Source organism: Kitasatospora sp. NPDC096204 (assembly GCF_044763205.1).
Lineage (GTDB): Bacteria > Actinomycetota > Actinomycetes > Streptomycetales > Streptomycetaceae > Kitasatospora.
Genome location: NZ_JBIWFT010000034.1, coordinates 18,609 through 45,250 on the forward strand (window position 1 = coordinate 18,609; position 26,642 = coordinate 45,250).

Annotated in this window: 20 protein-coding genes; 11 read left to right on the plus strand and 9 right to left on the minus strand. The window is 72.5% G+C overall.

Translation table 11 applies throughout. The features are described from left to right. Positions 1-131 precede the first annotated feature (131 nt). The 3 genes from ACIQ87_RS30145 to ACIQ87_RS30155 form a co-directional block, all read right to left on the minus strand. The gene (locus ACIQ87_RS30145; protein WP_402412669.1) at positions 132-1,151 is read right to left on the minus strand and encodes an acetamidase/formamidase family protein; all 1,020 of its coding nucleotides are present in this window, start codon (positions 1,149-1,151) and stop codon (positions 132-134) included. Continuing rightward, on the minus strand, positions 1,148-2,602 hold the full coding sequence (locus ACIQ87_RS30150; RefSeq protein WP_402412672.1) for an APC family permease: 1,455 nt from the start codon (positions 2,600-2,602) through the stop codon (positions 1,148-1,150). Before ACIQ87_RS30150 ends, ACIQ87_RS30145 begins: the two co-directional genes overlap by 4 nt. Positions 2,603-2,766: 164 nt before the next feature. Next, positions 2,767-3,843, minus strand: a complete 1,077-nt coding sequence (locus tag ACIQ87_RS30155) for an ABC transporter substrate-binding protein (RefSeq protein ID WP_402412674.1) — start codon at positions 3,841-3,843, stop codon at positions 2,767-2,769. 56 nt (positions 3,844-3,899) lie between these two features. On the opposite strand from ACIQ87_RS30155, the gene ACIQ87_RS30160 reads away from it, so the two are divergent. Further along, positions 3,900-4,367 carry a MarR family winged helix-turn-helix transcriptional regulator gene (locus ACIQ87_RS30160; RefSeq protein WP_402412677.1) on the plus strand — a complete coding sequence of 156 codons (468 nt, stop codon included), beginning with the start codon at positions 3,900-3,902 and terminating at the stop codon, positions 4,365-4,367. Between the two features lie 152 nt (positions 4,368-4,519). Here the strand turns inward: ACIQ87_RS30160 and ACIQ87_RS30165 are convergent, their stop codons facing one another. Together ACIQ87_RS30165 and ACIQ87_RS30170 are read right to left on the minus strand one after the other, a co-directional pair. Next, a complete protein-coding gene (locus ACIQ87_RS30165; RefSeq protein WP_402412680.1) occupies positions 4,520-6,466 on the minus strand; it encodes a hypothetical protein in 1,947 nt (648 codons plus the stop codon). Positions 6,467-6,831: 365 nt separating this feature from the next. After that, positions 6,832-7,926 carry an NlpC/P60 family protein gene (locus tag ACIQ87_RS30170; RefSeq protein ID WP_402412683.1) on the minus strand — a complete coding sequence of 365 codons (1,095 nt, stop codon included), beginning with the start codon at positions 7,924-7,926 and terminating at the stop codon, positions 6,832-6,834. A gap of 489 nt (positions 7,927-8,415) precedes the next feature. Here ACIQ87_RS30170 and ACIQ87_RS30175 point away from each other — a divergent pair, with 489 nt between their 5' ends. From ACIQ87_RS30175 to ACIQ87_RS30190, 4 genes are read left to right on the plus strand one after another with little or no spacing between them, the layout of a single operon-like run. Then, positions 8,416-10,284 (plus strand): methylmalonyl-CoA mutase family protein, encoded by a 1,869-nt coding sequence (locus ACIQ87_RS30175; protein WP_402412685.1) that lies wholly within the window; start codon positions 8,416-8,418, stop codon positions 10,282-10,284. Further along, positions 10,281-12,518 (plus strand): methylmalonyl-CoA mutase, encoded by a 2,238-nt coding sequence (scpA, locus tag ACIQ87_RS30180; RefSeq protein WP_402412687.1) that lies wholly within the window; start codon positions 10,281-10,283, stop codon positions 12,516-12,518. The genes ACIQ87_RS30175 and scpA overlap by 4 nt, the downstream gene beginning before the upstream one ends. 12 nt (positions 12,519-12,530) lie before the next feature. Beyond that, a complete protein-coding gene (meaB, locus tag ACIQ87_RS30185; RefSeq protein ID WP_402412690.1) occupies positions 12,531-13,523 on the plus strand; it encodes a methylmalonyl Co-A mutase-associated GTPase MeaB in 993 nt (330 codons plus the stop codon). A gap of 27 nt (positions 13,524-13,550) precedes the next feature. Then, positions 13,551-13,949, plus strand: coding sequence for an SRPBCC family protein (locus ACIQ87_RS30190; protein WP_402412693.1), 399 nt, complete (start codon positions 13,551-13,553; stop codon positions 13,947-13,949). Here the strand turns inward: ACIQ87_RS30190 and ACIQ87_RS30195 are convergent. The 3 genes from ACIQ87_RS30195 to ACIQ87_RS30205 form a co-directional block, all read right to left on the minus strand. Continuing rightward, positions 13,915-14,397: an ATP-binding protein gene (locus ACIQ87_RS30195; protein ID WP_402412696.1), complete on the minus strand. Its 483-nt coding sequence runs from the start codon at positions 14,395-14,397 to the stop codon at positions 13,915-13,917. The genes ACIQ87_RS30190 and ACIQ87_RS30195 overlap by 35 nt on opposite strands. Positions 14,398-14,590: 193 nt before the next feature. Further along, positions 14,591-15,625, minus strand: coding sequence for a glycosyltransferase family 2 protein (locus ACIQ87_RS30200; protein WP_402412698.1), 1,035 nt, complete (start codon positions 15,623-15,625; stop codon positions 14,591-14,593). A 289-nt stretch (positions 15,626-15,914) separates the two neighbouring features. Continuing rightward, positions 15,915-16,517 carry a superoxide dismutase gene (locus ACIQ87_RS30205; RefSeq protein WP_392880054.1) on the minus strand — a complete coding sequence of 201 codons (603 nt, stop codon included), beginning with the start codon at positions 16,515-16,517 and terminating at the stop codon, positions 15,915-15,917. A 182-nt stretch (positions 16,518-16,699) separates the two neighbouring features. On the opposite strand from ACIQ87_RS30205, the gene tsaD reads away from it, so the two are divergent. From tsaD to ACIQ87_RS30235, 6 genes are all read left to right on the plus strand, one after another. Next, positions 16,700-17,752 carry a tRNA (adenosine(37)-N6)-threonylcarbamoyltransferase complex transferase subunit TsaD gene (tsaD, locus tag ACIQ87_RS30210; protein ID WP_402412701.1) on the plus strand — a complete coding sequence of 351 codons (1,053 nt, stop codon included), beginning with the start codon at positions 16,700-16,702 and terminating at the stop codon, positions 17,750-17,752. Positions 17,753-17,944: 192 nt separating this feature from the next. Continuing rightward, a complete protein-coding gene (locus ACIQ87_RS30215) occupies positions 17,945-20,224 on the plus strand; it encodes a M9 family metallopeptidase (RefSeq protein WP_402412704.1) in 2,280 nt (759 codons plus the stop codon). 555 nt (positions 20,225-20,779) lie between these two features. Further along, positions 20,780-21,826: a cytochrome P450 gene (locus ACIQ87_RS30220; RefSeq protein WP_402412707.1), complete on the plus strand. Its 1,047-nt coding sequence runs from the start codon at positions 20,780-20,782 to the stop codon at positions 21,824-21,826. Positions 21,827-21,901: 75 nt separating this feature from the next. Next, positions 21,902-22,972, plus strand: a complete 1,071-nt coding sequence (locus ACIQ87_RS30225; protein WP_402412710.1) for a JmjC domain-containing protein — start codon at positions 21,902-21,904, stop codon at positions 22,970-22,972. A gap of 57 nt (positions 22,973-23,029) precedes the next feature. Then, positions 23,030-23,494 (plus strand): DUF6193 family natural product biosynthesis protein, encoded by a 465-nt coding sequence (locus tag ACIQ87_RS30230; RefSeq protein ID WP_402412713.1) that lies wholly within the window; start codon positions 23,030-23,032, stop codon positions 23,492-23,494. Positions 23,495-23,576: 82 nt separating this feature from the next. Then, positions 23,577-24,089 carry a histidine kinase gene (locus ACIQ87_RS30235; RefSeq protein ID WP_402412716.1) on the plus strand — a complete coding sequence of 171 codons (513 nt, stop codon included), beginning with the start codon at positions 23,577-23,579 and terminating at the stop codon, positions 24,087-24,089. 209 nt (positions 24,090-24,298) lie between these two features. On the opposite strand, the gene katG is transcribed toward ACIQ87_RS30235, so the two are convergent. Then, positions 24,299-26,515, minus strand: a complete 2,217-nt coding sequence (gene katG / locus ACIQ87_RS30240) for a catalase/peroxidase HPI (RefSeq protein ID WP_402412719.1) — start codon at positions 26,513-26,515, stop codon at positions 24,299-24,301. Between the last annotated feature and the right edge of the window lie 127 nt (positions 26,516-26,642).

The window sequence follows — 26,642 nt, forward strand, 5'->3', positions numbered from 1 at the left end:
TGCGCCTGAACGAGCGGGCCCGGGGCCGCGTTGTCACCGGCGTCGCGTGGTCACCAGTCGCGTGGTCACCAGTCGCGTGGTCACCGGCGTCGCGTGGCCACCAGTCGCGTGGTCACCGGGGGCCCGCGGTGTCACCGGTGCCGCAGGTACGCCCCGGCGGTCTCGCGCAGCCGGTCGTGCAGCCCGTCGTAGGCGCGGGCCCGGCCCAGCAGGCTCTTCGGCAGCTTGGCGACCATCGTGTAGTTGGTGTCGCAGACGTTCGCCGCCGGCGCCAACCCGGCCTGGCTGACCAGCTGGTAGGCGTCGAGCTGGTCCAGGCCGAGCAGTCCGCCGGTCCAGCCGACCAGGTCGTGCTGGCTGATCCGGAACGCGTCCTCCAGCGGACGGGCGGAGCCGGTGCTGATCAGGAAGTCGTCGTTCTCCAGCCGGGGCCAGGCCGGGCCGCCGCCCTTGACCAGGTCGACGATCACGGTGGTGCGCATCGCCGCCTCCACCGCCGTGCCGCACACCTCGCCCTCGCCCTGGCGGGCGTGGCCGTCACCGATGGCGACCAGGCCGCCCTCGACGTTGACCCCGAAGTAGGCGGTCGTGCCGGCCCGCATCTCGGGGGTGTCCAGGTTGCCGCCGTGCGCGCCCGGGGTGATCGAGGCCAGCACCTCGCCGGCCGCCGGGGCGACGCCGACCGTGCCGTGCATCGGGTCCAGCGGCAGCTCCGCCGTGAACTCGCTGTTGCGGGCCCGGAACCGGCAGACGCCCGCCTTGACGTCCAGGTCGTAGACCCAGACCCGCTCCTCCAGCGCCGGGTGCAGCATCGCGGTGGTGTGGGTCGCGGTCAGCGCGCCGAAGTGCGGGAAGGTGCTGGAGATCCCGTACTCCCGGGCCGGGGTGATCTCCACGAAGTGCACCGCGAGGACGTCCCCCGGCTCGGCGCCCGCCACCGCGATCGGGCCGGTGACCGGGTTGAGGTAGGGGAAGACGCACACCTGGCTGGGCAGGTCACCGGTACCGCGCACCTTGCCGCCGAAGCAGTCCTCGGTGGTCAGCTCGATGACGGTGCCGGGCTGGACGGTGACGAGCGGGGCGCGGCCGCCGAAGGTGTAGGCGTAGTCCTCCGGGGTCGGGCTCAGCTTGACGATCTCGGGCAGGCTCACTGGTTCTCCTCGGAGGGGGTGGTGGCGGCGTTGGCGGTGTTCGCGGTGGAGGCTTCGGGGCCCGACTCGGCCTCGGCGACGGCCAGTCGGGGCTTGCGCCCGGTCGCCATCAGCCCGGCGAGCACGATCCCGCCGACGAGCAGCCAGACGAAGCCGAGCCGCTGGGCCGCGATGTTGGCGTTGACCACCACGTACGCGAGGATCGCGAAGCCGAGCGCCGGGGCGATCAGGTGCCGCCAGTAGTCCTTGCTGCGCTTGCGGACCAGGTAGTGGACGACCACGGCGACGTGCAGGACCAGGAAGGTGGTCAGCGCACCGAAGTTGACCAGGGTGCTCAGCAGGGTGATGCCGTCCTCGCGCGAGGCCGTGTAGAGGCCGAGCACCAGCGAGATCCCGGCGGTCAGCAGGGTCGCGTTGACCGGCACCCGGCGGGTGGGGTGGATCCGGGACAGGAAGGCGGGCAGCTGGCGGTCGCGGGCCATCGCGTACAGCAGCCGGGAGGTGGCCGCCTGGGCGACCAGCGAGTTGGCGAAGCCCCAGGCCACGGCGGTGGAGGCGGCGGTCAGCGTGGCGAGCCAGCCGCCGGCGGCGGTGCGGGCCGCGTCGTAGAAGGCGGTGCCGTTCGGGTCACCGTCCCGGATCAGCGCGTCGGGGTCGGCGACCAGCAGCGAGGCGACCCAGGTCTGCACGATGAACAGTGTGCCCGCGAGCAGCAGCGCGGCCACCATGGACCGGCCGATGGCCTTGGCGGAGTCCCGGTTCTCCTCCGAGAGGGTGGAGATGCCGTCGAAGCCCAGGAAGCTGAGCACCGCGATCGAGACCGCCCCGAAGGCCAGGCTCCACGAGAAGGTGTGCGAGTCGTACAGCGGGGTGAAGTCGAAGCCCCGGCCCTTGCCGTTGGCCAGGGCGATCACGCCGACCACCACGAACAGGGCCAGCACGACGAGTTCGCCGATCAGCATCGCCTTGTTGACCCGGTTGGTGGTCTCGATGCCGAGGTAGTTGACCACGGTGTTGAGCAGCACGAAGCCGATCAGCCAGAGCCAGACCGGGACGGACGGCACCAGCGAGTTCATCGCGACGCCGGCGATCAGGTACAGCAGTCCGGGCACCAGCACGTAGTCGAGCAGGATCATCCAGCCGGACAGGAAGCCGACCGGGGCGGCGATGCCGCGGCCGGCGTAGGTGTAGACCGAGCCGGCCATCGGGAAGGCCCGGGACATCTGGGCGTACGACAGGGCGGTGAACATCATCGCGACCATGCCGAGGACGTAGGCCAGGGCGACCATGCCGCCGGAGCCCTGGAAGACGCCGCCGAAGATGCCGAAGGGTGCGATCGGCACCATGAACACCAGCCCGTAGACGAGCAGGTCGGTGAAGCCGAGCGAACGGCGCAGTTCCTGCTGGTAGCCGTAGCTCTCGATGCCCTGGGGTGCGGGTGTGTCGGCCATGGTGCTCTCTCTCCGTGACGACCCTGCGGGGGTGTGTGGAGAGACTGTAGGGGCAAGTATTTCCAGATGGAAGGGTTTTGTCGCGCCATTCCGACTGGCGAGAAGGAGCGGCCCGGGTCACCGCGACAGGACGGCCGCAGTCGCCGCGGCGAGCGGCCTGGCGACTACCGCGACAGGACGGCGAAGCCGAGGCCCTCGGCCCGGGCGAGGTGGACCGGCGTCCGGCCCGCACCTTCACGGCGCAGCAACCGGCCCGCGGCCGCCCGCAGGCCGTCCGGGGCCAGGGCCCGACGGGCCGCCAGGTCGGCGAGCAGGCGCAGGCCCTCGTACAGCCCCACCGCGTAGGCGTCCAGGACGGGCGCCCACGGGCCGCACAGCGCCCGGTGCCGCTCGGCGAGGCTCTGCCGGCGCTCCTCGGGCAGCGTCGCGAAGGAGGGCATCGCGGCGTACAGCGTCCCGGTGTCGTCGCCGCCGAGCGCGAGCAGGCCGTTCTCCTCCAGGGCGCCGGAGAGCCGCACCAGCCCGCGGTCCAGCCCGCTGCGCCGCAGGGCCCGGTTGAAGTGCACCTGGTCCCGCCCGATCAGACTGAGCAGCAGGGCGTCCGCGCGGGCGGCGCGCAGCGCGTCCAGCAGCGGTTCGAGCGCCTCCTCGACCGCCCCGAAGGCGATCCGCCGCTCCAGCACCACCCGGGCGCCGGCCCGTGCCGCCAGCCCCTCGGCGGCCCGGTGGACGGAGCGCGGCCAGATGTAGTCGTTGCCGATCAGCGCCCAGCGGGAGATGCGATGACGTTCCGTCAGTTCGGCAATGGCGGGACCGAGTTGACGGGACGGGTCGGTGCCGGTGCAGAGCACCCCGGGCAGTCGGGAGCCACCCTCGTGCGGCGGGGTGAAGACGTACGCGACGCGGCCCGCGGCGACGGTCTCGACCGCCCGGTGCACATCGCTGGTGTGGCACCCGGCGAGCGCGTCCAGCGCCCCGGCGTCCAGCAGGCGCCGCACCTCGCCGGCGACCGGGCCCGGCGCACCACCGCCGTCCACCAGCACCAGCTCCAGGGCGCGGCCGAGGACCCCGCCACCCGCGTTGACCTCGTGCGCGGCGAGCAGTGCGCCGTCCAGTGCGGACGGGCCGGTGAGCCCGAGCGGGCCGGACTGGGGCACGACGAGGCCCACCCGAAACGCCGACTCCTCCCGCACGGAGTGCAGCGCGTCGAGCGGATCGATCAACCTCACCTCGGCGCTCACAGTGCGAGTATCGTCGTACTGCCGATATCGGGAAAGGCCGGAAACGGGAGGGTCCGATGACCGCAGTTGGTGCCGCACCGCAGATCGAGGGCCGCTCCCCCGACACCGCCGGAGCATCGGCCACCGCGGAGCCGCTGCTGGTCGAGCTGGTCACCCTGGCCCACCGCAGGCTCTCCGGCGGCCTCGCCGCCGCCCTGGCCGAGGAGGACTGCACCGTCGACCAGTGGCGGCTGCTGCGCGTCCTCGCGGACGGCCGGGGGCACGCGATGGGCGAGCTGGCCCAGGCGCTGCTGATCCCGCAGGCGAGCCTGAGCCGGCTGGTGGACTCGCTGGCCGACTCCGGCTGGGTCTACCGGCGCCAGGACGAGCAGGACCGCCGCCGGATCACCGCCCACCTCTCCCGCCAGGGCCGCACCCGGCTGACCCGCCTCGACGCCCTCGCCGCCGCCCACGACGCCGCCGTCCGCCGCGCCTGCGGCCTCACCGACCCCGCGCACCTGCTGCAACGGCTCGCCGCGCTCTGATCCGTCGGCCGCCGCGGGCGGGGGCAGGACCGCCGCCGCGCGCAAGCGACCCACCGCCGCGGGCGGGCAGGCCCTTCGCCGGGTGCGGGCGGGCCGGGCGCCACCCCCGAGGAGCGACGCCCGGCCCGCCGCCGGTCGGACCCGCCCGTCGGTCAGGCGAGCTTCTGGCAGAGCAGCGCGTACGGCCGCGCCGCCCACAGCTGCCACCAGGGCTGGCTGTAGGCCACGCCGGCGACGAACTCGTCGTTCGCGCACTGGCCCTTGGCGAAGCCGTACGCGAAGTCGCCGCCCGAGGCCACGGCGGGCCGGTTGTCACCCTTGTCGAACCAGAGCGTGCGGGCCGAAGTCCCCAGTGGGGAGGCCGACTTGGCGCACAGCACGCTCATCGTCCGGCCGTTGCGGCCGTATCCGGAGACGAAGGAGCCGGCGGGGCACTGGGCCTTGGCGTAGCCCGGCGCCCAGTCGGTGGTCACATAGGTGCCGCCGTGGTCGACGACGTACCCACGGCCGGCGTCCCACAGGTCCGCCTTGGTGACGTCCGTGCACAGGCCGTCGTCACCGCCGTGGCTGAGCCCGATCAGTCGGCTGCCGTCCGGGCAGGACGCCTTGAGGGCCGACGGGTCCCAGTCCGGCCGGGTCTTCAGGTAGGCGGAGTGGGCGTCGTCGGACAGGCCGGAGCTGAGCGAGGTCCAGTCCACCAGGCGCGGCGGGTTCGGGCCGGTGCTCACCGAGGCGAGCAGCCATTCGCGGTGGAACGCGAGGAAGGGCAGGTCGGCCGAGAGGATCGGGGTGCCGAGGATGGCGAGCTGCGCCATCAGCGCCCCGTTGATGTCGAGTCCACCGTAGAGTGCGGCCGTGCCGTTGATGTCCGGCGTGCTGCTCGCGCCGTCGAGCACGATCGAGCCGTTGACGGCGGCCCGCAGGTACGGCTCGATCGACGCCTTCACGCCGACCGTGTCGTACAGGGCGATCGAGCCTTCGGCGAGCAGGCCGGCCTTCGCCGAGGCGGAACCCTTGAGGTTGAGGCGCAGCGGGGCGACGGTGGAGGTCCCGGGCTCGGTCGTGGTGGTCCAGCCCGGACCCTTGACGTAGTCGGAGTGGACGCCCCACTGGCCGTCGTACGACTGCTCGGCGTCGAGCGTGACGGTGCCGTCGGCGCCGATGTCGGCGGAGAGGGTGAAGTTCAGGTTGATGACGACGGGCAGGGGGCCCACCATCACCACGGGGTTGGCGCTGTACTTGGCCAGCGGTATCCGGACGGACCCGGTGCTCGCGGTGAGGTCCGCGCTGACGTGCCAGTCGGCGTGCGCACCCAGGGTGAAGCCGATCCGGGCCTGCTGGGGGTCGAGCAGGCCGAGGGCGCCCTGGTAGGAGAAGTCCACGGACGGGGTGAGCGAGACCGAGCCGGAGAGCGTCGCCGAGGAGCCGTTCGGCAGCGGGACGGTGGCGTGGGCGCTGAGCCCCAGGCTCCCGGAGACGGAGCCCTGGCCCGAGGTCGCGCCGAGGTCGGTGGTGACCTCGATGCCGCCGATCTGGGGCTGGACCTCGAACGCGCTCGGGCTGACGGCGCTGCGCAGGCTGGTGCTGGTCGCGCCGAGCAGCTCGGGGAGGGTGGCCGGGCGGGTGGTGACGGCGACCTTTCCGTCGGCGGTCGGCTGCACGCCGGTGACGGCGACCAGCGCGCCGTGCGGGGCGGCCGGGGTGGGCGGGCTGTCGATCAGCTGCCCGGGCCGGACGGCGGCCGCGGCGTCGTCGGGGGCCGCGGCCCGGGCGGACGGCGTCTGCGGACCGGTGGTGGCCGGCGCGAGCACGGCGGTGCCGGTGGCCGCGTCGTAGGAGGAGAGCGCGAGGCCGGGGGCGGCGGCGGTGGCCGGCGCGCTGCCCTGCGCCGGTGTCGCCACGACGGCCGCGGCCGTGCCGGACGCCGGGGGCGCCAGCGTTGCCGGGGCGCTGGGGCCGGTGGCCGACACGGCCGCCGTGGTGGTCGTGGTGGTCGTGGTCGCAGCGGCCGGTAACGCCGCTCCGTTCAGGATGGCGCCGCAGAGGAGGAGCACGGTCGTTGTCGCGGCGGCTGACGACGTCAGCTTGCGCACGGTCACGTGGAGGGTCCCTTCGGGTCAACGATGCGGGAGCGATGGTGACTTGTGGCTGGGCCCATTGCCCGGAGAGCAGTCGCACTGGCCCTGACCGACGGGTAACTTAGCAGTGACCGGCAGTACTTCTGAATGGTTCGCGCAGTACCGGAACCGGATCACCGCGACTTCACGAGCGCGGAACCGGGCTGTCCCCCACGGTTCACACGGCGCTCGACGATCCGGACCCGGGAGGGCTCGACGAGCGCTCGGCCGCCGGGTGCCCGGACAGCAGTGGACCCGAGGGCTGATGCCCTCGGGTCCACTGCTGTCGGTCTTCTGCTGTCGGTCCTCTGCCGTCGGTCCTCTGCCGTGGGCCCTCAGCCGGGCGGTCAGGCCGGGCGGACGGCGCCCATGTAGGGCATCGCGGAGATCGGCAGGACCTCGATGTTCTTGCCCGTGCGCGGGGCGTGGATCATCTTGCCGTCGCCGATGTACAGGCCGACGTGGTGCAGGTCGTTGTAGAAGAAGACCAGGTCACCGGGCTGGAGGTTGGCGCGGTCGACGTGCGGGCCGTCCTTCCACTGCTCCTCGGACGTCCGGGAGATCGTGACGCCCGCGGCGCGGTAGGCCTGGCTGGTGAGGCCCGAGCAGTCGAAGCTGGCGGGGCCGTTCTTGCCCCAGCCGTAGGGCTTGCCGAGCTGGGCCTGGGCGAAGCCGATGATGGCGCCGGCCCGGCCGCTGGCCGACGGAACCGGGGCGTTCATGTCCGGGCGGTCGGCGGAGCGGGAGGCCCGGTCCTTGGCGGCGGCAGCGGCGGCAGCCGCCGCCTGCTGGGCCTCGGCCTTGGCCTTCTCGGCGCTCTGCTGGGCGTTGATCTTGGCGCGGTCCTCGGCACTGAGCTTGTTCAGCGTCTCCTGGGCCTGGGCCAGCTTGGTCTGGATGTCCTTCTTCTGCTCCGCCAGCTGGGTGCCCACCGAGTCGAGGGCGGCCAGGGTGGCGGTGGCCTCGGCGCGGTCCTGGTCGAGCTTTCGCTGCTCGTCCTGGGCCTGCTTGAGCAGGTTCGCCTGGGAGTCGGAGACCTGGTTCTGCACCGCGGCGCGCTCCAGGTAGGCGGACGGGTCGGAGTCGAGCATCAGCTGGACCGACGGGTCTATGCCGTTGGTGCGGTACTGGTCGGCGGCGACCGCGCCGAGCCGGGTCCGCAGCTCGTTCATCGCCTCCTGGCCGCGGGCGACCTTCTCCTGGATCACGTTGGCGTCGGCCTGGAGCTGCTGCTGCTTCGCCTGGAAGCCGTTGTGCTTCTCGATCGCCTGTTCGGCCGCCTCGTTGAGCTGGTCGACCTGCTCCTTGACGGAGGCCAGGCTCGGGGTCGGCTCGGCGTGGGCGGTACCGGAGGCGAGGACCGCGCCGCCGGCCGCCATGGCCGTGGTGACGACCGCCATGCGGGCCCGGCTCGGCGGGCTGGGCTTGCGACGCTTTCCCATGGCGGTCGCTCTCCTTCGGGGGAATCTGGGGAGGGTCCGGACGGAGCCGGGGGACGGCTCGGCCGGGGCCGGGGACGACGAAGGCAGGCAGGGCGAGCAACGGGGGGGTGCCGCCCCGCCCACCTTCTTCGAAGTAACTTAATAGATGAGGGCCCGGGTTCCGCAATCCCCCTGATCATGACGTTTTGGCAGCATGACGGGACATCGATCACGTTCCCTGCCATCGGTGTTGACCCCGGACATCGCGCCCGCCGCCGCCGCCCCCGCCCACCCGCACCCGCCCCTCACCCGCTCCCTCGGCTTCCCCCGGCCCCCGTCCACTCCCCTCGGCTCCCCCGTACGGCACCCTTTCCCACCCCTGGTGCCCGCCGCCCCGGGCAGCCGTGGCACTCCCCACCTGGGAGAGTGCTCGGATCCCGGCGCGATCGAGGGCAAGGTCACACGGAATCCCCCTCCTGCGGCCCCGCGAACGGACGCTAACCTGCGCACATGAAGGTCCCGCCCGAAGGGCTCCCCCTTGCCTCCGAGTTCCCGGCCGCGCACCGCGAGCAGTGGCAGCAGCTCGTCCAGGGCGTGCTGCGCAAGTCCGGTGCCCAGCCCGAGGACGGCGCCGCCGCCGAGCAGGCGCTCACCACGCGGCTCCAGGACGGGCTGAGCGCCCGCCCGCTGTACACCGCCGAGGACACCGACGCGGACCCGGGCTACCCCGGCTTCCCGCCGTTCGTGCGCGGCGGCCGGGCACAGGGCTCCGCCGTGGCCGGGTGGGACGTCCGCCAGCGGCACGCCGACCCGGACCGCCGGCGCACCAACGAGGCCGTCCTGGCCGACCTGGAGCACGGCGTGAGCTCGCTCTGGCTGGAGCTGGGCGGTGCGGGCCTGCCGGTGGCGGCCCTGCCCGAGGCACTGGCCGGGGTGTACCTGGACCTGGCCGCCGTGGCACTCGACGCCGGGCCGGAATTCACCGACGCCGCCGAGCAGTTGTTCAAGCTGTACGAGGAGCGCGAGGTCTCCCCCGGCTCCGCCGCCGGCAACCTCGGCGCCGACCCGCTCGGCCTCCAGGCCCGCACCGGCGACGGCGCCCGCACCGACGCGCTGCTCGCCGAGGCCACCGCGCTGGCCGCCCGCTGCGTCGCCGGGTACCCGGGCCTGCGGGCGCTCACGGTGGACGCCCTGCCGTACCACGAGGCCGGCGCCTCCCCCGCCCAGGAGCTGGGCTGCTCGCTGGCCACCGGCGTCGCCTACCTGCGCGCGCTGACCGCCGCCGGACTGTCGGTGGACGACGCGCTCGGCCAGCTGGAGTTCCGCTACGCCGCGGACGCCGACCAGTTCCTCACCATCGCCAAGTTCCGTGCCGCGCGCCGACTCTGGGCCCGGGTCGCCGAGGTCTCGGGGGCCGGCGCGGCCGCCCCGGCGCAGCGCCAGCACGCCGTCACCTCGCGGGTGATGATGACCGCCCGCGACCCGTGGGTGAACATGCTGCGCACCACCGTCGCCTGCCTGGCCGCCGGCGTCGGCGGCGCCGACTCCGTCACCGTGCTGCCCTTCGACACCGCGCTCGGCCTGCCGGACGCCTTCGCCCGCCGGATCGCCCGCAACACCCAGGCGATCCTGCTGGAGGAGTCCCACCTGGCCCGGGTGATCGACCCGGCCGGCGGCTCCTGGTACGTCGAGCAGCTGAGCGAGGAGCTGGCCCGGGCCGCCTGGGCCTGGTTCCAGGAGATCGAGCGGGCCGGCGGCCTGGGCACCGCCCTCGCCTCCGGACTGGTCGAGGAACGGATCGCCGCGACCTGGGCGGAGCGGTCCGTTCGGCTCGCCAAGCGGCGCGAACCCGTCACCGGCGTCAGCGAGTTCCCGCACCTGGACGAGCAGCCGCTGGTCCGCGAACCGGCCCCGGCCGGGTTCGGCGGCGGGCTGCCGCAGGTCCGCCGCGCCGAGGCCTTCGAGGCGCTGCGGGACCGCTCGGACGCCCACGCCGCCGCGCACGGCGCCCGACCGAGCCTGTTCCTCGCCTCGATCGGCACCGCCTCCGCGCACACCGCGCGCACCACCTTCGCCGCCAACCTCTTCCAGGCCGGCGGCATCGCGACGGTCTCGGCCGAGTCCGTCGACCCAGTGGCCTTCGCCGAGGCGTTCCGCGCCTCCGGCGCGACCGTCGCCTGCCTCTGCTCCAGCGACGCCCTGTACGCCGAGCACGCCTCGCCCGTCGCCGAGGCCCTGAAGGCGGCCGGCGCCACCAGGGTGCTGCTGGCCGGACGGCTCGGCGAAGTACCCGCCGGAGTGGACGAGTTCATCTTCGCGGGAGGCGACGCCGTCGCCGTCCTGACCTCCCTGCTGGACCAGATCGGAGCCGCTCGATGATCCCCGACTTCACCGGAATCGGGCTGGACGGCGGCGCCGCCGGCGCCACCGGCAACGCAGGCGCCACCGGCAACGCGGGCGTCACCGAGGACCAGTGGCGGGCCGCCTGGCGCCGGTCCACCGGCAAGGACGTCGAGGAACTGCTCTGGGACACCCCCGAGGGCATCGGCGTCAAGCCGCTGTACACCGGCGCCGACCTGGCCGGCCTGGACTTCCTGGAGACGTACCCGGGCGTCGCCCCGTACCTGCGCGGGCCGTACCCGACCATGTACGTCAACCAGCCCTGGACCGTCCGCCAGTACGCGGGCTTCTCCACCGCCGAGGAGTCCAACGCCTTCTACCGCCGCAACCTCGCGGCCGGCCAGAAGGGGCTGTCGGTCGCCTTCGACCTGCCGACCCACCGCGGCTACGACAGCGACCACCCGCGGGTCACCGGCGACGTCGGCATGGCGGGTGTCGCCATCGACTCGATCTACGACATGCGCCAGCTGTTCGACGGCATCCCGCTGGACAAGATGTCGGTGTCGATGACCATGAACGGCGCCGTGCTGCCGATCCTCGCGCTGTACATCGTCGCGGCCGAGGAACAGGGCGTACCGCCGGAGAAGCTCGCGGGGACCATCCAGAACGACATCCTCAAGGAGTTCATGGTCCGCAACACCTACATCTACCCACCGCAGCCGTCGATGCGGGTCATCTCGGACATCTTCGCGTACACCTCGCAGAAGATGCCCCGGTACAACTCGATCTCCATCTCCGGCTACCACATCCAGGAGGCGGGTGCGACGGCCGACCTGGAGCTGGCCTACACCCTCGCCGACGGGGTGGAGTACCTGCGCGCGGGCCTGGACGTGGGCCTGGACGTGGACGCCTTCGCGCCGCGGCTGTCGTTCTTCTGGGCGATCGGCATGAACTTCTTCATGGAGGTCGCCAAGCTGCGCGCGGCCCGGCTGCTGTGGGCCAAGCTGGTCAAGCAGTTCGACCCGAAGAACCCCAAGTCCCTGTCGCTGCGCACCCATTCGCAGACCTCGGGCTGGTCGCTCACCGCCCAGGACGTGTTCAACAACGTGACGCGCACCTGCGTGGAGGCGATGGCGGCGACCCAGGGCCACACCCAGTCGCTGCACACCAACGCCCTCGACGAGGCGCTCGCCCTGCCCACCGACTTCTCCGCGCGGATCGCCCGCAACACCCAGCTGCTGCTCCAGCAGGAGTCGGGCACCTGCCGGGTGATCGACCCGTGGGGCGGCTCCGCGTACGTCGAGAAGCTGACGCACGACCTCGCCGCGCGGGCCTGGGAGCACATCCAGGAGGTCGAGGCGGCCGGCGGCATGGCGAAGGCCATCGACGCCGGCATCCCCAAGCTGCGCGTCGAGGAGGCCGCCGCCCGCACCCAGGCCCGGATCGACTCCGGCCGCCAGCCGGTGATCGGCGTCAACAAGTACCGGGTGGACAGCGACGAGCAGATCGACGTGCTCAAGGTCGACAACTCCTCGGTGCGGGCCCGGCAGATCGAGAAGCTGCGCCGGCTGCGCGAGGAGCGCGACGAGGCCGCGTGCCGCGACGCGCTGCACGCCCTCACCCGGGCCGCCGAGGCCGGTTCGCAGCGCGGCGGCTCGCTGGACGGCAACCTGCTGCACCTGGCCGTCAACGCGGCCCGGGCCAAGGCCACCGTCGGCGAGATCTCGGACGCCCTGGAGAAGGTGTACGGCCGCCACTCCGGCCAGATCCGTACCATCTCCGGTGTGTACCGAGACGAAGCGGGCCCGTCGGCCTCCCTCCAGCGCACCCGCGACCTGGTCGAGCGGTTCGAGCAGGCCGAGGGCCGCCGCCCGCGCATCCTGGTCGCCAAGATGGGCCAGGACGGCCACGACCGCGGCCAGAAGGTGATCGCCACCGCCTTCGCCGACCTCGGCTTCACCGTCGACGTCGGCCCGCTGTTCCAGACCCCGGCCGAGGTCGCCCGCCAGGCCGTCGAGGCGGACGTCCACATCGTCGGCGTGTCCTCGCTGGCCGCCGGCCACCTGACGCTGGTGCCCGCGCTGCGCGCCGAACTCGCCGAGGCCGGCCGGGAGGACATCACCATCGTGGTCGGCGGGGTGATCCCGCCGCAGGACTTCGACGCCCTCTACGAGGCGGGCGCCGCCGCGGTCTTCCCCCCGGGCACGGTCATCCCGGACGCGGCGTACGACCTGCTGAAGTCCCTGGCGGCCGACCTCGGCCACGAGCTGTGATCGCCTGATCCCATGCCTCCGCGGACGATCGACCTCGACAGCTACGTGACGGGCGTACTGGACGGCTCGCGCGCCTGGATCGCGCGCGCCGTCACCCTCGTCGAGTCCACCCGGCCCGACCACCGCGCGCTCGCGCAGCAGCTGCTCCAGCGGCTGCTGCCGCACGCGGGCGGCGCGGTCCGGGTGGGCATCACGGGCGTGCCAGGTGTCGGCAAATCGACCTTCATCGACTCCTTCGGGACGATGCTGACCGGCCGGGGCCACCGGGTCGCGGTGCTCGCCGTCGACCCGACCTCCAGCCGGACGGGCGGCTCCATCCTGGGCGACAAGACCCGGATGGAGCGGCTCGCCGTCGACCCCGCCGCCTTCGTCCGGCCCTCGCCGACCTCGGGGACGCTGGGCGGCGTCGCCAAGGCCACCCGGGAGTCCATGGTGGTGATGGAGGCCGCCGGGTACGACGTGGTGCTCATCGAGACGGTGGGCGTCGGGCAGTCCGAGACGGCGGTGGCCGGGATGGTGGACACCTTCCTGCTGCTCAGCCTCGCCCGGACCGGCGACCAGCTGCAGGGCATCAAGAAGGGCGTCCTGGAACTCGCGGACGTCATCGCCGTCAACAAGGCCGACGGACCGCACGAGCGGGACGCGAAGGCGGCGGCGCGCGAACTCGCTGGCGCGCTAAGGCTGTTGCAGGCGCCCGACGCGGCGTGGACGCCGCCGGTGCTGACCTGCAGCGGGCGCGACGGGGCGGGCCTGGACGTACTGTGGGAGCGGCTGCAACAGCACCGCAAGGTGCTGGACGCGACAGGCGCGTTGGCCGCCAAGCGCCGCGAGCAGCAGGTCGAGTGGACGTGGGCGATGGTCCACGACCAGGTGTACGCGCGGCTGCACGAGAACAGTGAAGTGCTGAGGTTGGCGCCCGAGTTGGAGACCCAGGTGCGCGCCGGAACCCTCCCGGCGGGGTTGGCGGCACAGCGTTTGCTGGACGCCTTCTTCGGCACTTCCTGACAGGAGCGAAGGACCATCTCCACCATCGTGCAGGACATCGCGATCGAGGCCGACGCGGACGAAGTGTGGGACGCCGTACGGGATGTGGGCGCCGTCCACCGGCGCCTCATCCCCGGCTACGTCCTCGACACCCGGGTCGACGGGGACGTCCGCCACCTGACCATGCCCGGCGGCGCGGTCATCCGCGAGCTGATCGTCAGCATCGACGACGACCTGCGCCGACTCGCGTACTCGGCCGTCGAGGGCTTCAAGATCCCGCTCACCCATCACCACGCCTCTTTCCAGGTCCTCCCCGAGGGCCTGGGGCGGTGCCGCCTCGTGTGGACGACGGATGTCCTGCCTCACGAGATGGCCGAGCAGGTCCGGCTCCGGGTCGTCAGGGGAGCTCAGGTCATGAAGGAGACGCTGGAACAGCGAACCACCTGACGGTGGCCGCTACGACCGCCGTGCCCCACCCACGCGTGGGGCACGGCGCTTCGGTGGTTTCGGGGTACTCGAACCACACCACCTTGCCCGCCTGGGTCGGATACCACCCCCAGGCCTGTGCGAGCGCCTCCACGAGCAGCAGGCCGCGCCCGCTGGTCGCTTCTTCCTCGCACACCTTGACCCGCGGTTCGGCCCCTTGGTCCGCCACCTCCACCCGCACCCGACCGCTGCACCAGCTGACCGTGACGACACACCGCTCCCCCGTGTGCACCAGCGCATTGGCGATGACTTCGCTCGCACACAACTCCAACTCCTCAAGGGCGGTTTCGGAGAGCGGCACCCCCCACCCCCGCACGATCGCCATCACCACCCGCCGCGCCGCCGGAACGGCGCCGGCTCCCGGTGGCTCCTCCCGTTCCAACGGAACCGGGAACCGGACGTTGCTCAAGGGACTGACGACCATGGACGTCAGGCATCCCGCCTTCCCAGACATCAGACCGCCCTCTCATTCGCACGAAGAGCGGCAGCCCACTCCAGTGCGCTCGTGATGTGCTCCGACTGGATGCCGACACGCGGATCCGGCTGGATCAGCAGGGTCGGATTTCCGAATGCGCTGCGATCGGCGGCCCAGCGGCGGCGGCTCAGCGGCGGGCGGCGACGGCCTGGCGGGTGCGGCGCACGGCGCCGTGGAGGCGCTGGACGGCGACGAAGCCCTGCATGGCGCCGGCCAGGGTGAGGCGGTACTTGAGGCGCAGCTGGGGGCTGAGTCCGGCCACCTGCCCGGGGCCGATGGCCCGCAGGAGGCGGCTGACGTGCCGCTGGTAGGCGGCGCGGTAGGCGTGGTCGCCGTCGGGGACGGTCCAGAAGAACATCGGGATCTCCTCGACCAGGCAGTTGCGGTCGTAGGCGCGAAGGTGGTCGGCGAAGACCGGCTCGGGGCGGGCGAGCAGCCATGCGCGGACGAGTTCCATGGAGCGGACCCGGTCGACCAGGCCGCGCGGGTCGGTCTTCTTCTGGGTGATGGAGAGGTCGCCGTCCTCGCGCACGCGCCAGTGGTAGATCGGGTCGGCGAGCACGTCGACCGTCTCGGCGAGGAAGTGGTGGGGCACGCTGACCGGGGCGTCCTCGTACAGGATGCCCTCGGGGTAGAGCAGGCCCGCGCCGTCGAAGAAGGAGCGCCGGTAGACCTTGTTCCAGGCCGTGCGGTCGGTGACCAGGGCGGGCAGTTCGCTGACATGGGTGCGCAACCGGGTCTCGCGGAACGGGCGGCGGTGGCCGTGCGAGGGGGTGAGGCCGGTGGTGCGCAGCCGCAGGGCGTTGCCGGCGGCGAAGTCGGAGCCGGTCCCGTCCAGGGTGTCGATCATCAGCTGGTAGGCGTGCGGCGGCAGGGTGTCGTCACTGTCGACGAAGGCCAGGTACTCGGTGCCGGGGGTGAGGTGGCGCCAGCCGGTGTTGCGGGCGGCACCCAGGCCCTGGTTCTCCTGGCCGACCAGCCGGAAGCGCGGGTCCCGCCCGGCGTGGGCCTTGGCGATGGCCGGGCCGTCGTCGGTCGAGCCGTCGTCGACCATGACGCACTCGAAGTCCTCGAAGGTCTGCGCCGCGATGGAGTCCAGGCACTCCTGGAGGTAGCGCTCGACGTTGTAGATCGGGACGACGAGGGAGAGACGCGGGGCCATCGGGCGCCCTTTCGCTCGGCGGCGGCAGCGGCTGCGGCGACGGCGGTGGCGGCCTCAGCAGCGGCGACAGCAGCGGACAGGGCCGGGAGGCCGTTGCCGGCCGGTCACCGGCGGTGGTCCGAGCGAGCGTAGGGAGGGCACACGACCGGTGGGCGAACGGTGGGTGGCGTCCGGCCTGCGGAGCGGTGCACCGGCTGTGTCGGGCGTCAACTCCCGTACGGGCCACGCACGACAGGGGACGGCCCCGGACCGCCCGACCGGTCCGGGGCCGACTGTCACCTGGCGCGGATCAGGCGCTCTTGACGGCCGCGAAGCGGTCCGACACGTCCTGCCAGTTGACGACGTCCCACAGGCGGGTGACGTAGTCCGGGCGGACGTTGCGGTACTGCAGGTAGTAGGCGTGCTCCCAGGCGTCGAAGGCCAGCAGCGGGGTGGTGTTCTGGCCGACGTTGCCGTGGTGGTCGTAGACCTGCTCGACGATCAGGCGCTGCCCGAGCGGCTCCCAGGACAGGATGCCCCAGCCGGAGCCCTGGACGCCGGTGGTGGCGTTGGTGAGCTGCTTCTTGAAGGCCTCGAAGCTGCCGAAGTGCTCGGTGATGGCGTCGGCCAGCTCGCCCTCGGGGCGCTCGCCGCCCTCGGGCGAGAGGTTCTGCCAGAACAGCGAGTGCAGCACGTGGCCCGACAGGTGGAAGGCGAAGGTCTTCTGCAGGCCGACCAGACCGCCGAACTGCTCCTTGTCGCGGGCCTCGGCCAGCTGGTCCAGGGTGTCGTTGGCGCCCTTGACGTACGCGGCGTGGTGCTTGGAGTGGTGCAGCTCCAGGATCTCGGCCGACATCGCCCGCTCCAGCGCGGAGTAGTCGTACGGGAGGTCGGGAAGCGTGTAGGTGCCCATCAGGACACGGCCCCTTTCGGCGGGTTGAACCGCGTTGGACGGCGGTGGAGGTGGTGATCGTGCCGGGACAACACTATTGCGTATGAGTTGCAAGAACGAAGCATGGGCTCCTGCTTATTCCTCACATCCCGTCGGGCACAATGGTCGTCGTTCCGCGTAATGACCGACGAGGGTGAGTGACTGTGACAGGGTCGCCGGTGGTACTGGGCATCGAGTCCTCCTGCGACGAGACCGGCGCGGGCCTGGTGCGCGACGGCGTGCTGCTCGGACAGGCGGTGGCCTCGTCGATGGACGAGCACGCCCGCTACGGCGGAGTGGTGCCGGAGATCGCCGCCCGGGCGCACGTGCACGCGATGGCGCCGGTGGTCCGGGAGGCGCTGGACCGGGCCGGGCTCACCCTGGCGGACGTCGGCGCGGTCGCGGTGACCGCCGGCCCCGGACTGGCCGGGGCGCTCCAGGTGGGCGTGGCCGCCGCCAAGGGGTACGCCTTCTCGCTGGGCGTCCCGCTGTACGGCGTGCACCACCTCGCCGGGCACGTCGCCGCCGCCGCCCTGGACGGCGGGCCGCTGCCCGACCCCAGCGTGGTGCTCATCGTCTCGGGCGGCCACACCTCGCTGCTGCTGGTGCGCGACCTGGCCCGGGATCCGATCGTCCACCTCGGCGACACCCTGGACGACGCGGCCGGCGAGTGCTTCGACAAGGTCGCCCGGATCCTCGGACTTCCCTACCCGGGCGGACCGGCGATCGACCGCGTCGCGCGCGAGGGCGATCCGACGGCCGTCCGGCTGCCGCGCCCGCTGACCGGGCCGCATGACGACCCGTACGCGTTCTCCTTCTCCGGACTGAAGACCGCGGCCGCCCGCTGGGTCGAGGCGCAGCGCGAGCCCAGGGTGCCGGACGCGGCGGCCGCGCTGCAGGAGGCGATCGCGGACGTGCTGACCCGCAAGGCGGTGCGGGCCTGCGTGGACCACGGCATCGCCACCCTGGTGGTGGTCGGCGGGGTCGCGGCCAACTCCCGGGTGCGGGAGCTGGCCGAGCGGCGGTGCGCGGCGGCGGGGATCACCCTGCGGGTGCCGCCGCTGCGGCTGTGCACCGACAACGGCGCGATGGTGGCGGCGGTCGGGGACCTGCTGGTCCGCGCGGGCGCGGAGCCGGCCCCGGCGGACCTGTCGGTGGATCCGTCGGCACCGCTGGAGTTCGCGGCGCTCACACCGTCGGCGCGGTCGGCGAACTGACCGTCCGTCCGCCCCGACGACGCGCCCGACGACACGTTCCGGCAACGTTTCGGTCTCGCCGACCGGCAATCCGTTCTTGGGGGCTTCCCTTCGCGTTCAAGCTTGTGCCATTTTACATGTCACACGGCAAGGCTTGTGCGCCCCACGCAGCACGGCCGCCCCCACCCTCAACGGCCCCGGAGGCCCCCACAGATGCGTCCCTCCTCGATGGCGAAGGACGGCGTGCGCAGGCTCCCCGCGCTCGGCACCGCCCTCCTCCTCTCACTCGGCCTGTTCGCACCGGCGGCCCACGCCGCCGGAGCCCCCTCGGCCACCCCGACCGGCAAGCCCGCCACTTCGGCCGGGAAGGCCGCGCCGCGCACGATCCCCGTACCCAAGTCGCCCGACACCCCGCAGGACGACCGTCCGCTCGCCTCGGACCCGCAGGCCAAGGCGACCGCCCCGACGGCGGGCAGCACCGTCGGCGCCGCCAAGTCGGCCCGGTCGTTCTCGGCCGCCGCCGCCTGCGACATCTCCGCCTTCACCGGCAAGTCCGGTGCCGCGCTGGTCCAGCAGGTCAAGGGCTCGGGGCTCGACTGCGTCAACACGCTGTTCCAGCTCACCGGCAACGACGCCAAGGGCGCCTTCAACGAGGCCCAGATGGTCACCGTCGCCAACGCCCTGCGCGACAGCGCCGCCAGCTACCCCGGCGACAACTCCACCTCGGCCGGGCAGTTGGTGCTCTTCCTGCGGGCCGGGTACTACGTCCAGTGGTACAACAAGGACGCCGTGGGCCCGTACGGCGACAGCCTCAAGACCGCCATCCGCGGCGCGCTGGACGCCTTCTACGCCGCCCCGCACAGCAAGGACGTCACCGACGCCAACGGCGCGACCCTCGCCGAGGCCGTCACCCTGATCGACAGCGCCCAGGAGAACGCCCGCTACACCGGCGTCGTCAAGCGGCTGCTGAACGACTACACCGGCAGCTGGCCGGCGGCGATGACCACCGCCGTCGCCAACACCGAGACCGTCATCGAGCGCGGCTTCGACCTGCCGGAGTTCGTCTCCGCCCTCCAGGCCGACCCGTCCTTCGCCACCACCGCGGCGTCCTTCGTCACCCGCAACAGCAGCCTGCTCAACGGTGGCGACCTGGTGACCAAGATCGGCATCCAGCTCGGCAACCTGGTCGCCCACAACGAGCTGCGCGCCCAGGGCCGGCCGATCCTCAAGGACCTGATCAACCGCTACCCGCTGGTCGGCAACACCGGTCCGCTCACCATGAACCTGCTCTGGTTCGCGGAGAAGAAGGACGAGGGCAACTGCTCCCTCTACGGCACCTGTGACGTCCCGGCCAAGCTCGTCCCGCTGGTGCTCACCGTCGACCACACCTGCAACGCCAACCTGCGCATCCGTGCCCAGGAGATGACCGCGCAGCAGCTCGCCGACACCTGCACCAGCCTGGTCAACCAGGACGCGTTCTTCCACAAGATCGCCAAGGACAACGGCCCGGTCGCCAACGACAACAACACCAACCTCGAGGTCGTCGTCTTCGACGACTACTACAACTACAGCCTGTACGCCTGGGAGATGTACAAGATCGACGTCGACAACGGCGGCATGTACGAGGAGGGCAACCCGGCCAAGGCCGGCAACCAGGCCCGCTTCATCGCCCACGAGGCCTCCTGGCTGCGCCCCCAGTTCCAGATCTGGAACCTCAACCACGAGTACACCCACTACCTCGACGGCCGCTACGACATGTACGGCGACTTCGAGGCCGGCATGACCACCCCGACCATCTGGTGGGTCGAGGGCCTCGCCGAGTACGTCTCCTACAGCTACCGCGGCGAGCACTACGACGCCGCGGTCGCCCAGGCCGGCAAGGGCACCTACGCGCTGAGCACCCTGTTCGACACCACCTACGACAACTCGGACTCCACCCGGACCTACAACTGGGGCTACCTGGCCGTCCGTTACATGCTCCAGTCGCACCCGGACGACGTCACCGCGGTGCTCGCCAAGTACCGGGCCGGTGACTGGAACGGCGCCCGCACCATCCTGAAGACCACCATCGGCACCAAGTACGACGCCGACTTCGCCACCTGGCTCAAGGCCTGCGCCGCCGACAACTGCGGCACGCTGCCCACCGAGCAGCCCAAGGCCCCGCTCTGCACCGCCGCCGACACCCGGCAGTTCGACAAGAACTGCCGCCGCGACGGCGTGGCCGCCACCACCGGGAACTACAGCTACAGCTTCCTGTACCTGCCGGCCGGCGTGCAGCAGCTGACCATCACCACCAGCGGCGGCACCGGCAACGCCGACCTGTACTACAACGGCGGCGCCTGGGCCACCACCGGCTCGTACAAGGCCAAGTCCACCAACGGCGACAACGGCGAGACCCTGACCATCGCCAACCCGCCGTCCGGCTGGGTGTACTTCAGCCTCTACGGCCAGCAGGGCTTCGGCGGCGTGACCGTCACCACGACCTACAACTGATCACCGTGCTCGACACCTGACCGACCGCGCCGTACCCGTCGTACGCGCAGCAGGGCCCCGCGGCTTCGCGGGGCCCTTTCGCGTTCCCGCTCCGCGCCCCACCTTGATTTCCACGGGTTATAACGATTCGACCATCGAATAGACCGCTAACAAGGCGCAGAGATCGCATAATCCTCTGCCGAAGGGGTGTCCGAGCGGCGATCTTTCGGTTAGGGTCCATGACAGATCAACCAGTTCGGCACCCGGCAACGGAATGCCGAATAACTCGGACGGCCCGGGTGCGGCATTCTCGCCGCACCCGCAATCACCGGAATGGAGACAGCCATGAAGATGATCATGACGCTCGTCAAGAAGTTCAAGAAGAACGAGGACCTCGCGAACCACGCGTGGGTGCTGCACGTCATCTGACGTGGTCGGCCGTCGGCGGGAGCGAGGGTCGGCCACGTCTCCCGCCGGCGCCGCGGCGCGTCCGGAATTCACCGCGCGCCGCACCGAACGCACGTCCCAGAAATTACCCGGACATTTCGCATTGGAGGCCGAATTCCCATGGAAGAAATGGCGACGGCCACCACGCGCAGCCGTACCGTCGTGTTCGCCCCGACGATTCGGGACCTGCTGGCCAGGGACGAGAAGGTCTTCCGGATCGACCCGGCCAAGGTGGGCGTCTCGGACTCCCGACTGATGGCCGAAATCGTCGCGGCCCGCCCCGTGCTTTCCACCGAGCGATCGGTCTACAAGCCCGCCGCGGGCGCCGAGATCCCCCACGACAGCGCGACCCGGACGATCCGGGCGCTCGGGCAGGACGCCGTCGCGGGCAGCCGCAAGCCGCCGCCCCCGGCCCGCGGGATGGCCGGCGCCTGGCCCTACGCGGGCACCTCCTACCTGCGCCGCTGGCTGTTCTCCGGCGACCCGCTGCCCGTCTCGCTGCTGTCGAAGCGCGGCGTGACCCGCTCCGACACCCTCTCCCGGCTCGTCGACCGCGCCGCCACCCGCTGGCCCGGCTCCGCCGACCAGGACGGGCGCACCGCACTGGCCGGGCTGATCCGCGACGCCGACGACCCGCTGGACCGCCGCCAGGCCGTCGCGATGTACCGGCGGGCGACGGCCACCCTGTGCGACGGCGTGGCCGCGCTGACCGGCAACGCCCTGTGGCTGATGGGCCCGGAACGGGACCGGCCGGAGCAGCGCGCCGACCTCACCGCCATCCTCTGGGAGACGCTGCGGCTGCTCCCGCCGGCGTGGATGCTGTACCGCAACGGCGGCGCGGCGTACACCGCCCTGCACCCCGAGATCCGCCCCGAGGACGACGTCGCGCTCTTCCCGCTGCTGATGCACCGCCACCCCGACTACTGGTCCGACCCGCTGGAGTTCCGCCCCGAGCGCTGGGACGGCGTCACGGACCCGGAGAAGGCGCCCGCGTTCATGCCGTTCGGCTTCGACGGCGCCCGCTGCTGGGCCAAGCACCTGATCGTGCCGCTGGCCGAGCGGCTGCTGACCGTCGCCCTGGACAGCCGGCTCACCGTCCGCGGCCCGCAGCAGGAGGCGCAGGTGCCGCTGCGCTCCCTGCTCTCCGTACGGTTCGAGGCGCAGGTCGGGGCCTGACGCCCTGCTCGTAGAGGACCCCTGGGGCCCCGCGCTCCCGCGCCCCGGAACACCCCTGACACCACGGGACACACCATGGAATCGCCCACGCTGGCCGACTGGGTCGGCGACGTCCGGAGCTTCGCCGAGCGCCGGTGGCAGCGCGAGCCCGCGCTCTTCCCCCGGGAGAACCCCGCGGCCACGAAGGCCCCGAAGGCCCCGAAGGACCCGGCGGCCCCGGCGGCCCCCGCCTCGCCGTTCGACCTCGACGAACTGGACGCCGCCTTCGACGGCGGGCTGCTGCGCACGCCCTACCTGGAGATGGTCCGCTCCGACAAGGTCACCATCCCGCCCGAGGCCTTCACCACCTCCCGCGTGGTCAACGGCGTCACCCACCACGGCTTCGCCGACCGGGCGCGGGTCCTCGCCCAGCTGCGCCGCGGGGCGACCCTGCTGCTGCGCTGCGTCGACCAGTGGCACGGCCCGACCGGCGACCTGGTGGCCCGGCTCTCCGAGGAACTCGACCGGCGGATAGAGGCCTTCTTCTTCGTCACCCCGGCCGGCGGCCAGGGCCTCGCGGTGCACCGCGACGACGCCGACGTGTTCGTCCTCCAGGCCGCCGGCCGCAAGACCTGGTACGTCCACGACGCACCGACGGCGGCCGACTGGCAGCTCGGCGAACTCCCGGACGACGAGCGCTCCCCGCTGCGACTGCACGGCGTCCTCGAACCCGGCGACGTGCTCTACATCCCGCGCGGCTTCGCCCACCGGGCGGTCGGCGCCGGCGGCCTCTCCGCCCACCTGTCGCTGACCGTCCGCGACCTCTCCGTCCAGGACCTGCGCGCCGCCCTGGAAAGGGTGTTGGCCGAGGGCCTCGACCTCCCGGCCCGCCCGCTCGGCGAGGCCGCGATCACCGACGCCTGCGCCACCCTGCTCGACCACGCCCGGGCCCGGCTCGCCGCGCTCGGCCCCGAGGACCTCCTGCGCGCCGCCCGCGCCGCCCGGTCGGTCCGGTCCGACCAGCCGGCCACCCCGCCGTCCGCGGAGACCCTCACCGAGGCGGCCCGGTCCTGGGAGTCCGGTGCGCCCGCTGCCGGACGCACCGGGCCGTCCCCCCTCGGCCGCACCTGGCGCAAGCTGCGCGACGCGGCCCGCACGGGGGCCTGACGGGCCGTCGCACCCGGCGTCGTCGCGCCCGGTCTCCGGTACGGCAGACTGCCCGACATGCGATCCGACGATCAGCTGGACATGCCGCCCACACCCGTCCGCCCGGACATCGCCGCCGCCCGGGCGATCGGGCCCGAGGCCGCGGTGGAGGCCCGCTGGGAGAAGATCGTCCGGAACTGGGAAAGAATCGAGCGGGAGTGCGATCTCGGCCCGGGCAGCTACACCGACGGCCTGGTCCGCCTGCTCAGGGCCGCCCGCTCCGAGCCCCGGCTGCGCCGGCTGTTCCCCTGGACCAGCCACCACGACCTGCACTTCAGCCGGTCGACCACGCAACCCTGGGCCGACTGGGGCCTGCCGAACGCCCGTCCACAGGAGGGCGGCGGCCACCTCGTCAACCGGTGGGACGAAACCGGCGAGCGCGTCACCGCCAGCACCCCGGAGGAGGCCGTCGCCCTGCTGGTCGAACGCCTCCCGGCGGACCTCGGGCCGCTGTTCGACCGCTCCGCCGACGAGCGGCGCTGAGTCGACCGGGGTGGCAGCGCCCCGCACCCCGGGCCACGATGGAGGCCCGGCCTCCGCCGGCCCCGGCCCCGATCGGAGCGCGATGAGCGAGCAGCACAACGTCGTCCTGCTGACCTTCCCGGACGCCGGTGCCTGGCGCCCCGCCTTCGACGAGGCGCAGCGCCTGCCGGGCCTGCGGATGGTGGCCGCGATGGAGCGCAGCGCCGACGGCCTGCTGGAGGTCAAGGACACCTTCACCCGGGGCGCCGGCCTGACCACCGTCGGCTCCGGCGCGCTGGGCGGCCTGATCGGACTGCTCGGCGGGCCGGTCGGCGTGCTGCTGGGCTTCGCGGCGGGTGCGGTGATCGGCAACGCGGCCGAGGAACACCAGGCGAGCGAGGGCGGCGCCGGGCTGATCCTGCTCTCGCCCCGGGTGCCGGACGGCGGCGCGCTGCTCGCCCTGGAGGTCAGGGAGTCCGCGCCGGGCCCGGCCGACGAGCTGGCCGCCCGGCACGGGGCCTCGGTCGAGCGGATCGACGCCCACGACTTCACCGAGCAGGTCCGGGCCGCCGAGAAGCGGGCGGAGCAGCAGAGCGCGGACGAGGACACCTCCTGAGCCCACCAGGAACGGGCAGGACCGCGCGACACGGGCGGCACCGGGGTCATGCCGAGCGCCTTGGTGCGCGTACGAGACCGGGCTGGTGAGCGTGGGCTCGTCAGAGGCCTGATGAGGAGTCCTCATAGCGACGGCGAGTCCCCGTGACGACGGCGGGAACCCGGGGATGGCATCCCCGGGTTCCCGCCGTCGCCGTCAGCCGACCGGCATCACGCGAGGTCGAAGCGGTCCGCGTTCATGACCTTGACCCAGGCCGCGACGAAGTCCTCGACGAACTTCTCCTTGGCGTCGTCGGCCGCGTACACCTCGGCGACGGCCCGCAGTTCGGCGTTGGAGCCGAACACCAGGTCGGCGCGGGTGCCGGTCCACCGCACCCGGCCCGAGTCGTCCCGGCCCTCGAAGGTGTGCGCGTCCTCCGAGGTGGCCTTCCAACTGATGCCCAGGTCCAGCAGGTTGACGAAGAAGTCGTTCGTCAGCACGCCCGGGGTGGAGGTGAGCACGCCGTGCGCGGACTTGCCGTGGTTGGCGCCCAGCACGCGCAGGCCGCCGACCAGCACGGTCAGTTCGGGCGCGCTGACGCCCAGCAGGTTGGCCTTGTCGAGCAGCAGGTACTCGGCCGGCAGCCGGTTGCCCTTGCCGACCCAGTTGCGGAAGCCGTCCGCCTTGGGCTCCAGCGCGGCGAAGGACTCGGTGTCGGTGAGTTCCTGCGTCGCGTCCACCCGGCCGGGCGCGAACGGCACCTCGACGGCCAGGCCGGCCGCCTTGGCGGCCTGCTCGACGCCGACGCCGCCGGCCAGCACCACCAGGTCCGCGAACGAGACCTGCTTGGCGCCGGCCTGCGCGTTGAACTCCTGCCGGACGCCTTCCAGGGCGCGCAGCACGGTGGCGAGCCGGTCGGGCTCGTTGACCTCCCAGCCGACCTGCGGCTGGAGCCGGATGCGGCCGCCGTTGGCGCCGCCGCGCTTGTCGCTGGAACGGAAGGAGGAGGCGGCGGCCCAGGCGGTGGAGACCAGCTCGGACACCGACAGGCCGGTGGCGGCGATCCGCCGCTTGAGGTCGGCGACGTCGGCCGCGCCGACCTGCTGGTGGATGGCCTCCGGCAGCGGGTCCTGCCAGAGCAGGTGCTCGGCGGGGACCTCCGGGCCGAGGTAGCGGACCACCGGGCCCATGTCGCGGTGGGTCAGCTTGAACCAGGCGCGGGCGAAGGCGTCGGCGAACTCCTCCGGGTTCTCCAGGAAGCGCCGGGAGATCGGCTCGTAGACCGGGTCGAAGCGCAGCGAGAGGTCGGTGGTGAGCATGATCGGCACGTGCCGCTTGCTCGGGTCGTGGGCGTCGGGGACGGTGCCCTCGCCGCCGCCGTCCTTGGGCTTCCACTGGTGCGCGCCGGCGGGGCTCTTGGTGAGCTCCCACTCGTAGCCGAACAGCGTCTCGAAGAAGCTGTTGTCCCAGGTGACCGGGGTGGGCGTCCAGGTGCCCTCCAGGCCGCTGGTGATGGCGTCGCCGCCGACGCCGGTGCCGAAGGTGCTCCTCCAGCCGAGGCCCTGCTGCTCGATCGGGGCGTCCTCCGGGGCCGGGCCCACGTTGTCGGCCGGGCCGGCGCCGTGGGTCTTGCCGAAGGTGTGGCCGCCGGCGATCAGCGCGACGGTCTCCTCGTCGTTCATCGCCATCCGGTAGAAGGTCTCGCGGATGTCGCGGGCGGCGGCGATCGGGTCCGGGTTGCCGTTGGGACCCTCGGGGTTGACGTAGATCAGGCCCATCTGGACGGCGGCCAGCGGGTTCTCCAGCTCGCGGTCGCCGGTGTAGCGCTCGTCACCGAGCCAGGTGGTCTCGGGGCCCCAGTAGACGTCCTCGTCCGGCTCCCACTCGTCGACCCGGCCGCCGCCGAAGCCGAAGGTCCGGAAGCCCATGCCCTCCAGGGCCACGTTGCCGGACAGGATGATCAGGTCGGCCCAGGACAGGGCGCGTCCGTACTTCTTCTTGACCGGCCACAGCAGCCGGCGGGCCTTGTCCAGGCTGGCGTTGTCCGGCCAGCTGTTCAGCGGGGCGAAGCGCTGCTGGCCGCCGCCGGCGCCGCCGCGGCCGTCACTGATCCGGTAGGTGCCGGCGCTGTGCCAGGCCATCCGGATGATGAAGGGGCCGTAGTAGCCGAAGTCGGCCGGCCACCACTCCCGCGAGGTGGTGAGGGCCTCCTGGATGTCCCGCTTGACGGCCGGGAGGTCGAGGGTCTTGAAGGCCTCGGCGTAGTCGAAGTCCGCACCGAGCGGATTGGCCACGGCGGGGTTCTTCGCGAGGATCTTCAGATTGAGCCGTTCCGGCCACCACTGGCGGTTCCCGCCGCCCTGGGTGGGGTGCGACGCCCGCCCGTGGTTCACCGGGCAGCCCTCCGCGTTCGCCTCTACGCCGGTTGCATCGTGGTTGTCAGACATGGGAATCCTTCCCTCACAAGGCGGATCACGGTGTCTTCTCTGCTACCTACGGCACCTACTGCTGCTGTCTGGTCCTGGCGCGTCACGTGGTGCCACTGCTCGCCGTTGCGCACGGCAGTGACGGTGG

Excerpts from the sequence above, each read along its gene's own strand:
- katG (WP_402412719.1), bottom strand. The coding sequence starts at position 26,515 with ATGTCTGACAACCACGATGCAACCGGCGTAGAGGCGAACGCGGAGGGC.
- meaB (WP_402412690.1), top strand. The coding sequence starts at position 12,531 with ATGCCTCCGCGGACGATCGACCTCGACAGCTACGTGACGGGCGTACTG.
- ACIQ87_RS30215 (WP_402412704.1), top strand. The coding sequence starts at position 17,945 with ATGCGTCCCTCCTCGATGGCGAAGGACGGCGTGCGCAGGCTCCCCGCG.
- ACIQ87_RS30205 (WP_392880054.1), bottom strand. The coding sequence starts at position 16,517 with ATGGGCACCTACACGCTTCCCGACCTCCCGTACGACTACTCCGCGCTG.
- ACIQ87_RS30200 (WP_402412698.1), bottom strand. The coding sequence starts at position 15,625 with ATGGCCCCGCGTCTCTCCCTCGTCGTCCCGATCTACAACGTCGAGCGC.
- scpA (WP_402412687.1), top strand. The coding sequence starts at position 10,281 with ATGATCCCCGACTTCACCGGAATCGGGCTGGACGGCGGCGCCGCCGGC.
- ACIQ87_RS30160 (WP_402412677.1), top strand. The coding sequence starts at position 3,900 with ATGACCGCAGTTGGTGCCGCACCGCAGATCGAGGGCCGCTCCCCCGAC.
- ACIQ87_RS30225 (WP_402412710.1), top strand. The coding sequence starts at position 21,902 with ATGGAATCGCCCACGCTGGCCGACTGGGTCGGCGACGTCCGGAGCTTC.
- ACIQ87_RS30175 (WP_402412685.1), top strand. The coding sequence starts at position 8,416 with ATGAAGGTCCCGCCCGAAGGGCTCCCCCTTGCCTCCGAGTTCCCGGCC.
- ACIQ87_RS30170 (WP_402412683.1), bottom strand. The coding sequence starts at position 7,926 with ATGGGAAAGCGTCGCAAGCCCAGCCCGCCGAGCCGGGCCCGCATGGCG.
- ACIQ87_RS30230 (WP_402412713.1), top strand. The coding sequence starts at position 23,030 with ATGCGATCCGACGATCAGCTGGACATGCCGCCCACACCCGTCCGCCCG.
- ACIQ87_RS30235 (WP_402412716.1), top strand. The coding sequence starts at position 23,577 with ATGAGCGAGCAGCACAACGTCGTCCTGCTGACCTTCCCGGACGCCGGT.
- ACIQ87_RS30220 (WP_402412707.1), top strand. The coding sequence starts at position 20,780 with ATGGCGACGGCCACCACGCGCAGCCGTACCGTCGTGTTCGCCCCGACG.
- ACIQ87_RS30150 (WP_402412672.1), bottom strand. The coding sequence starts at position 2,602 with ATGGCCGACACACCCGCACCCCAGGGCATCGAGAGCTACGGCTACCAG.